Source organism: Pseudomonas sp. 2725, from assembly GCF_050434585.1.
GTDB lineage: Bacteria > Pseudomonadota > Gammaproteobacteria > Pseudomonadales > Pseudomonadaceae > Aquipseudomonas > Aquipseudomonas jessenii.
In genome coordinates this window covers 339,558-351,377 of record NZ_JBNDIV010000005.1, presented here as the reverse complement: position 1 = coordinate 351,377, position 11,820 = coordinate 339,558, and the positions used below count along the sequence as shown (strand labels likewise).

General features: G+C 61.2%; 13 protein-coding genes. 7 read left to right on the top strand and 6 right to left on the bottom strand.

Annotated features, from left to right (window positions below):
* Positions 1–81: 81 nt before the first annotated feature.
* The 4 genes from ABIE16_RS16455 to ABIE16_RS16440 all read right to left on the bottom strand — a co-directional run bounded on the left by ABIE16_RS16455 (position 82) and on the right by ABIE16_RS16440 (position 4,684).
* Positions 82–1,017, bottom strand: coding sequence for a class I SAM-dependent methyltransferase (locus ABIE16_RS16455; RefSeq protein WP_429521567.1), 936 nt, complete (start codon positions 1,015–1,017; stop codon positions 82–84).
* A gap of 76 nt (positions 1,018–1,093) precedes the next feature.
* Positions 1,094–3,457 carry a TonB-dependent receptor domain-containing protein gene (locus ABIE16_RS16450; protein WP_429521566.1) on the bottom strand — a complete coding sequence of 788 codons (2,364 nt, stop codon included), beginning with the start codon at positions 3,455–3,457 and terminating at the stop codon, positions 1,094–1,096.
* Positions 3,458–3,558: 101 nt separating this feature from the next.
* Positions 3,559–4,095 (bottom strand): DUF4880 domain-containing protein, encoded by a 537-nt coding sequence (locus tag ABIE16_RS16445; protein ID WP_429521565.1) that lies wholly within the window; start codon positions 4,093–4,095, stop codon positions 3,559–3,561.
* Positions 4,088–4,684, bottom strand: coding sequence for a sigma-70 family RNA polymerase sigma factor (locus ABIE16_RS16440; RefSeq protein WP_256353385.1), 597 nt, complete (start codon positions 4,682–4,684; stop codon positions 4,088–4,090). The genes ABIE16_RS16445 and ABIE16_RS16440 overlap by 8 nt, the downstream gene beginning before the upstream one ends.
* 170 nt (positions 4,685–4,854) lie before the next feature.
* Between ABIE16_RS16440 and ABIE16_RS16435 the strand changes: the two genes are divergently transcribed.
* The 5 genes from ABIE16_RS16435 to ABIE16_RS16415 all read left to right on the top strand — a co-directional run bounded on the left by ABIE16_RS16435 (position 4,855) and on the right by ABIE16_RS16415 (position 8,013).
* On the top strand, positions 4,855–5,472 hold the full coding sequence (locus ABIE16_RS16435) for a cytochrome b/b6 domain-containing protein (protein WP_429521564.1): 618 nt from the start codon (positions 4,855–4,857) through the stop codon (positions 5,470–5,472).
* Positions 5,469–6,254, top strand: a complete 786-nt coding sequence (locus ABIE16_RS16430; protein WP_090456473.1) for a molybdopterin-dependent oxidoreductase — start codon at positions 5,469–5,471, stop codon at positions 6,252–6,254. The genes ABIE16_RS16435 and ABIE16_RS16430 overlap by 4 nt, the downstream gene beginning before the upstream one ends.
* 53 nt (positions 6,255–6,307) lie before the next feature.
* Positions 6,308–6,592, top strand: a complete 285-nt coding sequence (locus tag ABIE16_RS16425; protein WP_429521563.1) for a pentapeptide MXKDX repeat protein — start codon at positions 6,308–6,310, stop codon at positions 6,590–6,592.
* Positions 6,593–6,882: 290 nt separating this feature from the next.
* On the top strand, positions 6,883–7,290 hold the full coding sequence (locus ABIE16_RS16420) for a response regulator (RefSeq protein WP_429521562.1): 408 nt from the start codon (positions 6,883–6,885) through the stop codon (positions 7,288–7,290).
* A 60-nt stretch (positions 7,291–7,350) separates the two neighbouring features.
* A complete protein-coding gene (locus ABIE16_RS16415; RefSeq protein WP_429521561.1) occupies positions 7,351–8,013 on the top strand; it encodes an HAD-IA family hydrolase in 663 nt (220 codons plus the stop codon).
* A gap of 104 nt (positions 8,014–8,117) precedes the next feature.
* Here the strand turns inward: ABIE16_RS16415 and ABIE16_RS16410 are convergent, their stop codons facing one another.
* Positions 8,118–8,777 carry a methyltransferase family protein gene (locus ABIE16_RS16410; RefSeq protein WP_429521560.1) on the bottom strand — a complete coding sequence of 220 codons (660 nt, stop codon included), beginning with the start codon at positions 8,775–8,777 and terminating at the stop codon, positions 8,118–8,120.
* 110 nt (positions 8,778–8,887) lie between these two features.
* Entirely contained in the window at positions 8,888–9,835 is a 948-nt protein-coding gene (locus tag ABIE16_RS16405) for a GlxA family transcriptional regulator (RefSeq protein ID WP_090456464.1), read from the bottom strand.
* A 124-nt stretch (positions 9,836–9,959) separates the two neighbouring features.
* Between ABIE16_RS16405 and ABIE16_RS16400 the strand changes: the two genes are divergently transcribed.
* Positions 9,960–10,751 (top strand): SDR family NAD(P)-dependent oxidoreductase, encoded by a 792-nt coding sequence (locus ABIE16_RS16400; RefSeq protein WP_429521559.1) that lies wholly within the window; start codon positions 9,960–9,962, stop codon positions 10,749–10,751.
* A 102-nt stretch (positions 10,752–10,853) separates the two neighbouring features.
* Positions 10,854–11,786, top strand: a complete 933-nt coding sequence (locus tag ABIE16_RS16395) for a pyridoxal-phosphate dependent enzyme (RefSeq protein ID WP_429521558.1) — start codon at positions 10,854–10,856, stop codon at positions 11,784–11,786.
* The last annotated feature ends 34 nt before the right edge of the window (positions 11,787–11,820 follow it).

Below are 11,820 nucleotides of genomic sequence, written 5' to 3'. Positions count from 1 at the left end.
CTTCGCGAGCAGGCTCGCTCCCACAGTTGAACTGCATTCCATTGTGGGAGCGAGCCTGCTCGCGAAGGGCATGACTCGGTGTTACTGCCGAAACACCAACGCCTTCAACCCACACTCGAGATCGGTATCCGGAAACTCCGGCGGATTCTCCAGCCGTTGCTCGAACCGCAGGCTTGGCGCCTCGTGTGTCACGCCATCGATCAGGAAATCAGCACCGAACGCCGGGTCGTTCATGCACGCCAGCACGGTACCCTGGGGGCTGAGCAATTCCGGCAATCGGCGCAACACTCGCTGGTAGTCCTTGGTCAGCAAAAAGCTGCCTTTCTGGAACGACGGCGGGTCGATGATCACCAGGTCGTACGGGCCTTTGCCGATCACCTTGCCCCAGGACTTGAACAGGTCGTGGCCGAGGAAACTGACCTTGCTCATGTCGTGGCCGTTGAGCCGGTGGTTGTCACGGCCACGGTTCAAGGCCGGGCTCGACATGTCGAGGTTGACCACGTGGCTCGCGCCGCCTTCGATGGCCGCCACCGAAAAACCGCAGGTGTAGGCGAACAGGTTCAACACCCGCTTGCCCTCGGCATTGGCCCGCACCCAGTCGCGACCGTAGCGCATGTCGAGGAACAGCCCGGTGTTCTGTTTGCGGCCCAGGTCCACCCGGTACTTCAGGCCACCCTCGGTGATGGTCATTTCCTCGATGACGTCCCCCAGCAGCCACTCGGTGGTGCTTTGCAGCAGGTAGCGATGTTGCAGCAACAGGGTGTGGGCGCCGGACTGGGCCCATTGCGCTGACTCGGTGATCGCCATCAGCAACTGCTTCAGGTCTTCCAGCTGCGCCGCTTCCGGTTCCTTGAACAGCGCCACGAGCACGACGCCCTGCAACCAGTCCACGGTCACTTGCTCCAGCCCTGGCCAGCAGCGGCCACGGCCGTGGAACAGGCGGCGGGTTTCGGTGGGGGCTGCCGCGAGGGCGGTCAGCAGGTGCTGGTTGAGAGTGGCGAGGGCTTCAGGGTTCATCGGGTCGGTTCGGTGGCGTGAAAGGGGCAGCATTCTAAACCCAATTGCCCCCTCAACGAACCGTTAGCGCAAGCGTTTACCAGTCCACCGAATAGCTGACGGCCAATCGACGTCCTTCGGCATTCGGGTATGGCGCGGCGGCATTGGCTTGCATGTAGAGCGTTTGATAGTTGCGGTCGCTCAGGTTGTAGATGCCCAGGTCCAGTTTGCCGACCGGTAGCGCCACGCCAGCCAACAGATCGACCGTGGTGTAGCCTTCGATTTTACGACCGTTCCCGTCCTGGAATCCGGCGTCGTAGCTTTCCAGGCGAAGGGCTTGCAATCGCAGGTTGTAGTCGCTCTGCTCATAGGCGATGAAGGCCGTGGTTTTGGCGGGTGAGATGCGGGTGGCCGGCAGGTCGCGCCATTCGCCGTTCTGATGGGTTTCACCTTTGGTCCAGGCATAGGTTCCGCCCAGCGACCAGGCATCGTCCAGGTGATAGGCAAGACTGGTCTCGATGCCACGCACGCGTTCTTTCTGGTCGATAAGACGCTGCGCACGTGTGACGGAATCGTAGTACTGAGTCACGTCGGAACGGTTTTCGAACACGGTGATGTTGCCTTGCAGCGAGTCCCAATCCCCACGCCAGCCCAGTTCGTAACTGTCAACCTTGATGGCCTGGGCGTTGAGGTCCTGGATGTCATAGCTGCCGCGAACATCACGCAGGAAACGCTGGACATCGGGCAACGAGAAACCCTGGCTGAAATTGACGAAAACATCCTGCGCACTGCTGATGTGATAGACCGCGCCGAGGTTGTAGAGGGTGTCTTCGTACTTCAGCGTACCGCCCGGCAGCACCTCGGTCACCCCCGCTTGCCAGATGCCGCCAAAGGCAATGCTGTCGGCGACGTCGCTGTGAATCCATTCATGCCGCGCACCGCCGCGCAGTGTCCAGTCGCCGATGTCCCAGCTCGACTGGGCAAAGAGCGCGGTGGTGTTGGTTTCGATGTCGGGGCCGAATGCATAGCGCTGACCCGTCGGCGTATAGACCAGCCCATCGACGCTGTAGCGGTCGCCGTGCTGGCTGATGCGTTCATTCTCGAAGTCGGCACCCCAGACCAGGCTGCCGGTGGCGCTGCCAATCGAGGGCAACGCACTGTCCACGGCGGTGCGCACGCCATAGACATCGGCCTGGCTTTCGGAGGCGACGACCCCGGCATTGGCGCCCCAGTTGTAAGGGAAGAAACGTGCCTCTTGTTTGCGCCAGTAGCTTTCCACCTGCAATTGCTGGCCGAACAGATCCTGATCGCTGTAATTGAAGTTCACCGCCTGATTATGGGTAAACGGCTGATCACTCAGCTGCAAACCCTTGACCGCCACTGACTCACCATTGCGAACGCCGGCCACGTAACCGGTGTCTTGCTTGTCCTCGTATTCCTGCAAGGAAAGGCTCAGGCGTCGATCGTCATCCAGATCAAAGCCGAATCTGGCGTGCAGGTCATGGCTTTCGGTGTCCATGTTGCTGCCCTGAAAAGCTTCCTGGGCGATGCGATTACCGTTGCCGTCGAACTGATCGTTGCGTTGCAACAGGTCGGCCGACAGGTACCAGTCGAAGGCTTTCTCACGCCCGGTCACGCTCTGGAAGACATCGTAGGCAAAGCCTTTGCTATTGAAATTGTCGGCGCTGCTGATGCCCACGCGACTGCTCAATGCCAAGGGTTGTCCTTCGTTGCGTTTGGTGATGACGTTGATGATCCCCCCGGAAGCGCCGGCACCGTAAAGGCTGCTGGCGCCTGAGACCACTTCGATGCGCTCGATGCTCGATGGCGCGATGCTGTTGAGTTGGCGTGACACATCGCGGCTGGCGTTCTGGGATACACCATCGATCAGCACCAGCACGTTACGTCCGCGTATGGTCTGGCCATAGTTGCTCATGGTCCCGGAGGAGGGCGCCAAACCCGGGACCAGCGTGCCGAGAATGTCGGCCACGTTGCGCCCGGCAGCGGACTGTTGCGCAATTTCCTTTTGCGATATCAGCTGCACGGTGCCGGGAATCGAGGCGATGCTGGCTTCGCTGCGGGTGGCGGAAACCACCGTATCGGACAACGCCAGCGGACCGTTACCCAGTTCCATCGGTGCCGGCGCCGGTTGCAGGATGACGCTGTTGTCCCCGCTGAAGCGCCATTGCAGGCCGCTGTCGCGCAGCACGGCATTGAGCGCCTGTTCAGCGTTGTAGTCACCTTGCAGCGACGGCGCCGATTTGCCACGCAGCAGTGCTGCGTCGACACCGATGGAGAGCCCGGTTTGAGTGGCCAGCGCCGTCAGCGCGGTTTCCAGCGGCTGGCTCGTCAGCTCGAAGTGCCAGGTGTCTGTCGCGGTGTCGGCGAAGGCCGGTGCGGCGCAGCTCAAGGCCAGTGCCAGAGCGCTCAGGCGAAAGAGGGAAAAGGTCTGGTTGGTCATTGTTGTTGCCCATGGAATCGACTGTATTAACTCCAATGACCGGGCTGAAATGAAATCGGGCAGTTGTCTTGAAGATTTTTTTCGAGGCTCTTTCCAGAGACTCAGCGTTTGCGCACCTGGATTAGCAATTGGCTGTAACTCTCGACGCGTATCGGCAAGGCCGCCTGCAACAACGCCAGCGCGGCATCGCTGTCTTGTGCCGGCAGCACGCCCGTAAAGCGCAGGGCCTGCAATTGCGCATCCGACACCCAGATAATGCCCCGACGATGCCGTTCAATTTCGGCCAGTACCTCGGGCAATGGCCTGTCATGGAAGATCAGTTGGGCGCGGGGCGACATCGGTGCCTGCGTGCCGGGCGCGATCCAGGTTTGCACCGGCAGGAACTGGGCGAGGGCGATTGCCGCCGGTAACACCAGCGCTGCGCCAATCAGCCGAGCGCGACGAGGCCGGGTTTTCGCGGGCGGTGACAGCGATTGCCACAGTTGCTGGAGTTGTTCGAACAGTTGCGCATGGCGTGCATCCGCGTCCCGCCAGGCGTTGAATTCGGCCAGTTCGGTAGTCGTCGGGTTCTCGTCCAGACGCACCAGCCACAGTGCCGCCTGCTCGCGGATCTGCTCCTGAACAAGGCCGTCAGTCATCGTTCAATCCATCGGGCAGGGCGTCGAACAGACGGGCGTGGCAGTGCGCAAGCGACTTGGCCAGGTACTGCTTGACGCTGCTTTCTGAGACCTTGAGGTGCCTGGCGATCTGGGCATAAGAACAGCCATCGACACGCGCCATCAGGAACGCCTGGCGCGGTTTCTCCTCCAGTTCTTCCAGCAAGAGCAGCAGGACTTTACCGAGCAACTGGTTTATCGCGTTGATCCGTTCCGGGCCTTGCTGGGTCTGTTGATCAAGCAGAACAGCCATGCTGCGCAGGGTTTCCGCTTCGACCTGGCGGCGATGGTACTGATTGATCAACAGGCGATTGGCCGCCACCAGCAGATAGGCCCGCGGCTCCTGCAACGTCGGCAGCACGTCCAGGCCCAGCAGTTTGACGAAGGTGTCATGGGCCACGTCAGCCGCGTTTTCGGGACAACCGAGCTTTTTACGCAGCCAGCCGAAAAGCCAGCCGTGATGCCCACGGTAAAGCTCGGAAAGGGACGAAGCGGACTGGCCCGACACGACGAAACCTCGAACGAAGATAATTCGCAAATGGGAAGTTGTTGCAGTTGCGAATGCTGTCATGTCGCAACGCGCCGTTCAAGTCCGTTGATGACGAGGTTGATTGTCGGGAGGCAGAAAGCGGGGCGCGTGTCCTGAGAGTTATCACGTTTAATTTAACTTTGCGTGAGGATTTGGCGATCTTCCGGCTTCCATACTCGGCTCCAACGAACAACAACAAACGGGAGCCGGACATGTCGCAGACAACTGCTTCACCCAAGGCCAGCCATCCACGCTGGCTGCGGCTGACCCATTGGCTCAACGCCCTGGCGGTGCTGGTGATGGTCACCAGCGGTTGGCGCATCTATAACGCCTCGCCGATCTACGATTTCAGCTTTCCCAATTCGATCACCCTCGGTGGCTGGCTGGCAGGCGCGCTGCAATGGCACTTCGCGGCGATGTGGTTCCTGGCGATCAACGGTCTGATTTACCTGGCCTTCAACCTGTTCAGCGGGCGCCTGAAGCGGCGTTTCTTCCCGGTGTCGCCCAAAGGCGTGTTGCACGACCTGTGGGCCGCCTTGCGGGGAAAACTCGGGCACGCCGACCTCAATCATTACAACCAGGTGCAGCGTTTTGCATACCTGTTCGTGATGGTCGACATCCTCCTGCTGGTGCTCTCCGGGCTGGTGTTGTGGAAGTCGGTGCAGTTTCCGCTGCTGCGTGAGTTGCTGTTCGGCTACGAGGGCGCACGTCGCGTGCACTTCTTCGCCATGGCATTGCTGGTGGCCTTCGTGGCGGTGCATCTGGTGATGGTCGCACTGGTTCCAAAAACGCTGTGGGCCATGATCGTCGGCCACAAGGAGCAGGTATGAAAAAGCGCATTCAGGTAGCCGGGCTGGACGAGGATTCGATCCTCACCGATGCCCGCAAGATCCTCGCGCCACAGATCGAGGACCGCTCGCGCCGCTCGTTCCTGTTGCGCGGCCTGACCCTTGGCGGCGTGGCGATGCTGTCCGGCTGCAACATCACTGACAACGACAGTGTTGAGACTGCGCTGTCGTCCATGTCGCGCTTCAACGACCGGGTGCAGGGTTGGCTGTTCAACCCCAACGCGATGGCGCCGACCTATCCCGAATCGATGATCACCCGGCCGTTTCCCTTCAATGCCTTCTACGGCATCGATGAAGCGCCGACGGTGGAGGAGGAGGGCTATCGCCTGGAAGTCACCGGCCTGGTCGCCGACAAGCGCAGCTGGCGCCTCGAAGAGCTAAGGGCCATGGCCCAGACCGAGCAGATCACCCGGCACATTTGCGTCGAAGGCTGGAGCGCGATCGGGCGTTGGGGCGGCGTGCGCTTCAGCGATTTCCTCAAGCGCATCGGCGCCGACACCGATGCCAAATACGTCGGTTTCAAATGCGCCGACGACTACTACACCAGCATCGACATGGCCACCGCGCTGCATGCGCAAACCCTGTTGGCGCTGACCTGGGACGGCGCGGTGCTGCCGCGCGAATACGGCTTCCCGATGAAGCTGCGCATGCCCACCAAGCTTGGCTACAAGAACCCCAAACACATTCAGGCGATTTTCGTCAGCAACACCTACAGCGGCGGCTACTGGGAAGACCAGGGCTACAACTGGTTCGGTGGCAGCTGATGAACGTGCGAAACATTCACCGTCCGCAAACCCGTGCTCCAAGGAGATCCATCATGAAAAAGTTGACCACTGTTGTTCTGTCCATGTGCCTGGCCGTTGGTGCTGCCTCTGTGTTTGCCGCTACTGCTGTTGATAACGGCAGCATGAGCAAGGACAGCATGAGCAAGGACTCGATGTCCAAAGATGCCATGTCCAAGGATGCGATGAAGAAGACCGATTCGATGTCCAGGGACGCCATGTCCAAAGACGGCATGTCCAAAGACTCCATGAGCAAGGAAGGCATGAAAAAAGACGCCATGTCCAAGGATGCGATGAAAAAAAGCGAAATGTCGCAGTAATTCCAAGCACCGCAGACCCTGTGGGAGCGGGCTTGCTCGCGAAAGCGGCGTATCAGTCAACATTGATAGCGACTGACACTATGCCTTCGCGAGCAAGCCCGCTCCCACAGGTTTTTGTCGCCCCGAACTACCTGAATCCCCAAAAGGGACATCGATGATTGATCCGGACGCTTGGCGCCGGTCATCTGGCTGTATCAAAAATGAATTTCCACCGATTCCGCTGCTCATACCTTTTAGGTGGCGGATCAGAACCCGCGAAATCATCGAGGCAATCAGGGAGCGGCACGGTCATGAGTCGAGTACCGACGGCGGGTGGGGATCTTCCTGGCGGGTTGATTCTGGTGGTTGAGGACGACCCGCTGATCCTGGAGTTTCTCTGTGAGATTCTTCAGGAGGAAGGTTTTGTCGTCGAGCCGCAAATCAGCGCGGACGCGGCAGCGATCTATCTGGAACAGCATGCGCCACAGGTGGGCATGCTGCTGACAGACATCACCATGCCCGGGACGCTCAACGGCGCGGACCTGGCCAACCAGTTCGGCGATCGCTGGCCGGACAAGCCGATCATGATCATGTCCGGTTTCGAAACCCCTGAAAGCGCAGGCGTGAGGCACGAGGTCTCGTTCATCAAGAAACCCTGGATGATTGGCGGGCTGCTCGATTGCGTGGGCCAGACCTTCAAGTCCAAACGACTCAACTGATCTGCGCGCAGATGCTACATTGCCGGGCAAATCCGTCCGGCACCTGCGAGGTTCTTTTCCTTGTCCGATCACTCTGTATTCAACTCGACTTACCGTGCCTTTCTGTTCGATATGGACGGCACCGTCCTGACGTCCATTGCCGCCGCCGAGCGGGTCTGGACCACCTGGGCCGTGCGCCATGGTGTCGATGTCGACAGCTTTCTGCCGACCATTCACGGTGCCCGCGCCATCGACACCATCAGGCGCCTGGACTTGCCCGGGGTGGATGCCGAGGCCGAAGCCGCGTGGATTACCGAAGCGGAAGTCGTCGACGTCGACGGGGTACTGGAAGTGGCTGGCGCGGCGAAATTCTTGCGGTCCTTGCCAGCCGGCCAATGGGCCATCGTCACTTCCGCCCCGCGGGAACTGGCGTTGCGGCGGATGGCGGCGGCGGGGATACCGGAGCCTGACGTCATGATTACGGCCGAGGACGTCACGGTCGGCAAACCCGATCCGGCGGGGTACAAACTCGCGGCCCGGCGCTTGGGTGTCGAGCCTGAGCAGTGCCTGGTTTTTGAGGACGCCACGGTGGGGATTCTGGCGGCCGAGGCGGCGGGGGCGGACTTGATGATTGTCACGGCGACCCATGAGCAGCCGATCGAGACGTTGCATGCGACGTTGGCAAGTTATGAATCGGTGCGGGTTCTGGTGGATGCCGAAGGTCTGCATCTGCACGCCGTCTAATGTGGGAGCGAGCTTGCTCGCGATAGCAATTTTCCAGTCAAATCAATAGCAAACAGGTAGACGCTATCGCGAGCAAGCTCGCTCCCACAGGGGCCTGCGTTTCTTCAGTAAAGCCCGGGGATCAATCGCCAGGAGCGGGCGCAATAGGCCTCGTATTCGCTGCCGAACTGCGCCCTCAGCAAGGCTTCTTCCGAGTGAATGCGCGCAATCAGCGGGATCAGCGTCAGCGCCACCAATATCAGCCCGACACCAGAACGAAAGGCCAGTGCCCAACCGATGCCGATGACCATCATCCCCAGATAACTGGGGTTGCGCAGGTTGCGGTAGATCCCCTCGGTGACCAGTCGATGGCCCGGCTGAATGGCCACCAGCCCACTGAAGCGCTTGCCCAGCACAAACACCGGCCACAACCGCAGCGCGCCGCCGACGATGAACAACAGCGCCCCAAACCAGCGCACGCCTTCACCGCCAAAGGTCCAGAAATCGATGCGGTCGGTATAGGCCGGCAGAAAGCCGCTCAGCAACCCGATCACCCCGAAGGCCGGAATGACCCAGCGGTTGGCCCGGTCTTCGCGTTCCCCCGAACTCAGGTTGACCTCGGTGAACAGAGACGCGACAGCCATGATCAGGGTGGCCAGGGCAATGACGAGCAGTGAACCGTGGCTAAAATAAGCCGCGAATCCACCGATTCCCCAGATCGCCAGGCCAAGGTAGGCGAGGGTGCTGACCACGGCGAAAAACGCCAGTCTGGCCGAGATTTTCATAAGTGCCTCACACGCGAAAGTGCCTCCCTTCATTGTAGGAGCTGGCTTGCCAGCGAAGGCGTTTGAAGACTCGACACCGGCTTCAGAGGATATGACCGGCGAGCCGGCGCCTACACAAACTCCTCCGCTCTCGCATTGCGCCGAATCACCTGTGGCGGTTGACCGAACACCCGCAGGAACGTTTCGCGCATGCGACGGCGGTCTGTGAACCCGGTTTCCTGGGCGATCTGGTCGAGGGTCAGGCGTCCGCGTTCAAGCATCTGTCGCGCCGCTTCCAGACGCAGGTTCTCGATGGCCTTGGCCGGGGATTGCCCGGTTTCGGCGCGAAATGCCCGGCTGAACTGCCGGGGGCTGAGGTTGGCCACTTGCGCCAGTTGCTCCACCGAAAGAGGCTGGGCGAGGTGTTCCCGGGCGTAGCCGAGCACGGTTTGAATACGATCGGATTTCGGTGCCAGCTCCAGCAGCGCCGAGTGCTGCGACTGGCCGCCAGCGCGCCGGTGGTACATCACCAGTTTCTGCGCCACGGCCCGGGCCAGCTCGGCGCCGTGGTCCTTTTCCACCATGGCCAGGGCGAGGTCGATGCCCGCCGTCATGCCGGCGGAGGTCCAGATCGAACCGTCGATCACATAGATGCGATCAGGCTCGACCTTGATCGCCGGAAACCGTGCCTGCAGTTCCCGGGCGTAGGCCCAGTGGGTGGTGGCCCGCCGTCCGTCGAGCAAGCCGGCCTGGGCCATGACGAACGCCCCGGAGCAGATCGACGCCGTGCGGCGTGCCGAATTGATACTGGCCCGCAGGTAATCCAGCACGGCTTCGGGCGCCTGTTCGATGATCGAGTCGCCGCCGACCACGATCACCGTGTCGAACACGCGCTCGTCGAATGCCTCGGTGCCGACGCTCAAACCGCCGGAGGCACGCAGGGTGTGACCGTTTTCGGACAGCACGCGCACGTCATACAGCGTCTCTGCGGCACTGAAATTGGCGTACTCGAACACCGGCATGGCGGCCAGCGCCATGGACTGGAAACCCTCGAAAACCACGAACGCCACGTTGATCATGGGGCTGCCCTCAAATGCTCATGTCCGAAAAACGTACTTTAAACGTCATTTGAGACAGTCGTAAGTCCCTTTATAACGGTCTGCACCCGGCGAATCTCTCGCCTCACCGTAGAGGAATTGCACCATGGCGCTCTCATCCAAAGGTACTGCACTGATCACCGGCGCTTCTTCGGGCATTGGCGCGGTGTATGCCGATCGTCTCGCCCGGCAGGGTTACGACCTGATTCTGGTGGCCCGCAGCCGGACCAGGCTCAATGCCCTGGCCAATCATTTGAGCGACCAGACCGGGCGCACCGTGGAAGTGGTTGTCGCCGACCTGAAGAACAAGGCGGATTCGCTGCGGGTCGAACAGATCCTGCGCGGCGATGCCAGCATCACCCTGTTGGTCAACAACGCCGGAGTCGGTGGCGTCATGTCGCTGCTTGGAAGTCCCGTGGACGACATGGAAGCGATGATCAACCTAAACGTGACAGCATTGATGCGCCTGGCGTATGCCGTGGTGCCGGGCTTCGTCGCCCGGGGCACTGGCACCGTGATCAATATCGCCTCCATCGTCGCCATCGCCCCGGAAATCCTCAACGGCGTGTACGGCGGTACCAAGGCGTTCGTCTTGAGCCTGAGCCAGTCGATGCAGCATGAACTGGCGGACAAAGGCGTGCGCATCCAGGCTGTGTTGCCGGGGGCAACCGCCACTGATTTCTGGAGCGAGGCCGGCAACCCGGTGGAAAACCTGCCGCAGGAAATAGTGATGTCGGCCGAAGACATGGTCGATGCCGCGCTCGTTGGCCTGGCAGCCGGCGAAGTGGTGACCATTCCCGGCCTGCACGATGCCAGCCAGTGGGACCGTTACGAAGCCCAGCGGCAGACGCTGTCCGGGTTGTTTGGCAACTCCGTGGCGGCGCCGCGCTATCGCTGAGGCGGTCGCCCCGAGGCCGGGTGAACTAAGCTTGGGAGAGAGGACCGTTCACCACCGGCTCGTGCAAGCTCGACGAGCCGGTGGCGTGTAACAGGAGCCCATATGCTTCACATCCGCACGCCTTTGATCCTGCACCCTGGCCTATCGACCCCGACCCGCCGCATCTGGCTGAAACTGGAAAACCTGCAACCTGGCGGCTCATTCAAAATACGCGGCATCGGGTTGCTGTGCAGCCGGGCGGCGCAGCAGGGCAAGCGCAAGGTGGTCTGTCCCTCCGGCGGTAACGCGGGACTGGCGACGGCCATGGCCGCTGCATGCCTGGGGCTCAAGGCATGCATCGTGGTGCCGCACACTACCCCGCAAAGCACCCGGGCACGGATCAGCAATACCGGCGCCGAGGTGATCGTGCACGGCAAGGTCTGGGACGAAGCCAATCAACGGGCGCGGGAACTCGCCCAGGACCCGCGCACTGAATTCGTGCCGGCCTTCGACCACCCGGTGTTGTGGGAAGGGCACAGCACCATGGTCGATGAAATCCTCGAAGATTGCCCGCCAGTGGATGTGCTGGTGACATCGGTGGGCGGCGGTGGCTTGCTGGCGGGGCTGCTCACCGGCCTGATACGTCATCGGCACACCGATTGCCGCATCGTTGCCTGCGAAACCGAAGGCGCGGCGTCGTTCGCCGCGGCGGTGGCGGCCGGGCACCCGGTCAGACTGCCGAAAATCGACACTGTCGCCACCTCCCTTGGCGCCGCACAAGTGGCCGCCTGGCCGGTCAAGCACATCGGCGAATTCCCCCATGAGTGCGTGGTGCTCAGTGATGATGAGGCGATCATGGGCGTGGTGCGTTACGCCAATGATTTGCGTCAGCTGGTCGAACCTGCGTGCGGGGTTTCATTGGCGATTGCCTACCTGGATCACCCGGCGATTGCCGACGCCAATGACGTGGTGATCGTGGTGTGCGGCGGGGTGAGTATCAACGCTCAAATCGTGGCCGGGTGGGCACGTTTGTCCACTGGCACGCACGCCAGGTAGGGCTGGAAACGCTATCCCGGTGTCACAAGCCCCA

What these genes read in the sequence shown, in the direction of transcription:
- ABIE16_RS16455 (WP_429521567.1), bottom strand. Translation starts at nt 1,017, where the DNA reads ATGAACCCTGAAGCCCTCGCCACTCTCAACCAGCACCTGCTGACCGCC.
- ABIE16_RS16450 (WP_429521566.1), bottom strand. Translation starts at nt 3,457, where the DNA reads ATGACCAACCAGACCTTTTCCCTCTTTCGCCTGAGCGCTCTGGCACTG.
- ABIE16_RS16445 (WP_429521565.1), bottom strand. Translation starts at nt 4,095, where the DNA reads ATGACTGACGGCCTTGTTCAGGAGCAGATCCGCGAGCAGGCGGCACTG.
- ABIE16_RS16440 (WP_256353385.1), bottom strand. Translation starts at nt 4,684, where the DNA reads ATGACAGCATTCGCAACTGCAACAACTTCCCATTTGCGAATTATCTTC.
- ABIE16_RS16435 (WP_429521564.1), top strand. Translation starts at nt 4,855, where the DNA reads ATGTCGCAGACAACTGCTTCACCCAAGGCCAGCCATCCACGCTGGCTG.
- ABIE16_RS16430 (WP_090456473.1), top strand. Translation starts at nt 5,469, where the DNA reads ATGAAAAAGCGCATTCAGGTAGCCGGGCTGGACGAGGATTCGATCCTC.
- ABIE16_RS16425 (WP_429521563.1), top strand. Translation starts at nt 6,308, where the DNA reads ATGAAAAAGTTGACCACTGTTGTTCTGTCCATGTGCCTGGCCGTTGGT.
- ABIE16_RS16420 (WP_429521562.1), top strand. Translation starts at nt 6,883, where the DNA reads ATGAGTCGAGTACCGACGGCGGGTGGGGATCTTCCTGGCGGGTTGATT.
- ABIE16_RS16410 (WP_429521560.1), bottom strand. Translation starts at nt 8,777, where the DNA reads ATGAAAATCTCGGCCAGACTGGCGTTTTTCGCCGTGGTCAGCACCCTC.
- ABIE16_RS16405 (WP_090456464.1), bottom strand. Translation starts at nt 9,835, where the DNA reads ATGATCAACGTGGCGTTCGTGGTTTTCGAGGGTTTCCAGTCCATGGCG.
- ABIE16_RS16400 (WP_429521559.1), top strand. Translation starts at nt 9,960, where the DNA reads ATGGCGCTCTCATCCAAAGGTACTGCACTGATCACCGGCGCTTCTTCG.
- ABIE16_RS16395 (WP_429521558.1), top strand. Translation starts at nt 10,854, where the DNA reads ATGCTTCACATCCGCACGCCTTTGATCCTGCACCCTGGCCTATCGACC.